Source organism: bacterium (assembly GCA_030247525.1).
In the GTDB taxonomy this organism is placed as follows: domain Bacteria; phylum Electryoneota; class JAOADG01; order JAOADG01; family JAOADG01; genus JAOTSC01.
The window spans coordinates 1-1891 of record JAOTSC010000291.1 but is presented as its reverse complement, the minus strand read 5'-3'; the positions used below and the strand labels follow the sequence as shown (position 1 = coordinate 1891).

The following is a 1891-nucleotide window of genomic DNA, read 5'->3' as shown; positions in this document are numbered from 1 at the left end:
TTGTTATCCTATCAAATAGTCACAATCTTTAGAGTATATTGTGATGTAACGTACAATCAATCAATAACTTGGGGTATTCGCTTTAATTGCTTTGAAATCAGCTATTGACTCCTATGATTATTCATTGTAATTTAGGTCGTGTTAGCCAATCCCTTGATTTTACCCTCCGTTGAAAGGAAATGATAATGACGGATCCGAAAATTACTGAACTCTCATTCGCCAACCAATTAGGCGAATTAACCAAATTAATCCTCAAACATCGCACCGAGCTAAATAAACAACTCGAAACCAAAGAATTCAGTAAAGCGAAGTCAACAATAGATAATATCCAGTTGTTACTGGATATCATGACTCATTTGCGGACCGTGGAAGAAACACTTAAACAACTTGAGTTTGGCAAAACCACTGTTTCGGTTCAAGTTGATGAAAATATCATCGTACGCAAAAAACGCGGTCGCAAACCAAAATCAGACGTGACTGTCATCGATGGCGAAACACCCGTTGTAGTCCCGAAAAAACGTGGCCGTAAGCCAAAAGTAGTCGTTGCCACCGAAGGCGGAGTTGTAGTCCCTGCCGAACCGAAAAAGCGTGGTCGCAAACCAAAGCCGAAAGACGAAACGCCCAAGGTATATAAAAAGCGTGGTCGCAAACCGATGCCGAAGCCGGAGAAGGTTGCTGGAAAGCGCGGGCGCAAACCAAAGAGCGTAGTCGTTGCACCGTATCACGCCCAAAAAGATTATTATCGACCTATTCTCGAATCTCTGCGTATAGCTGGTGGGTCATTAACCGGAACGGCATGTTTGCAAAAAGTCCGGGAAACGATGGAAATGCATGAAGGCGATTTGGAGATTATCGAAAGCACGAAATCCCCTCGATGGATGAATGTCGCACCCTGGGCACGGATCAAACTCGTGAAATGCGGGCTTATGAAGTCCGATTCCCCGCGTGCTTTATGGGAGATTTCCGAAAAGGGTAACGAGTGGTTAGACGGCAAGCTCGAGATGTCCTTGGACGATATCGATAAAGCCCGCATCTTGCAATAGTCTTATCATGCAACAAGTATTTGAAAGGCGGCGACTTCGCCGCCTTTTCCATTACCTTGGAATATCAATATGTGTTTCAGAATCGCACTGATTGCACCCGATGCCGATACTATCGCGAAAACTGCTGGAGCGGTTGTCGACGAGTGGGGAGATGAGGGATGGAAGCCGCGCTACAACATCGCGATTACTTCAAAACATCCACTTATCGTTCGGCAGGGGGCAGTTCTGCATCTCTCGCCAGCAACATGGGGAAGACCCTCTGCTAAAGGAATTACAGCAAATACACGTTCCGATACACTCTTAAATAGCGATATCTACAGTAAACAATTACTGCGAAAACCGTGCATAATTCCAGCAAGTGGATTCTATGAGTGGAAGAAAGTAGGCAAAGCTCGGTATCCCTATCATATCCAAAGAAAAGATAAGTCACTACTTTGGTTAGCGGGGATCTATTGGAACGATACCCCTTACTCCCAGTTTTCCATCATCACTACGAATGCCAATCAGCAAATGATTCCTCTACATGATCGAATGCCGTTGATTTTGACTACAGAAGAATTCGGGGACTGGTTCGATTCCCCTCTACAACGATTACACGAAGAGCATTCAGTTGAATTAATTTTTACTCCGGTTTCTCAACGAGTAAATAGCGTACAAAACGATGGGCCCGACTGTCAAACTCCCACAGTTGAACCACCAGCTCCGCCTCCAACATTTTTTGAAAACGAATGAAATGATTGTCTGATAGACTTTCATTGCTTATCGATTACTACTAATCTTTGTAGTGCCAAACATTTATTAAGATTGTATTAGATGAACGTTGTATATAAAATATATTAATATAATAT

Annotated in this window: 2 protein-coding genes; both read left to right on the top strand. The window is 43.4% G+C overall.

Annotated elements, in window-relative coordinates:
* Positions 1-185 precede the first annotated feature (185 nt).
* Positions 186-1043, top strand: a complete 858-nt coding sequence (locus tag OEM52_15075) for a winged helix-turn-helix domain-containing protein (GenBank protein ID MDK9701456.1) — start codon at positions 186-188, stop codon at positions 1041-1043.
* 69 nt (positions 1044-1112) lie between these two features.
* Positions 1113-1775, top strand: coding sequence for an SOS response-associated peptidase (locus tag OEM52_15070; protein MDK9701455.1), 663 nt, complete (start codon positions 1113-1115; stop codon positions 1773-1775).
* The last annotated feature ends 116 nt before the right edge of the window (positions 1776-1891 follow it).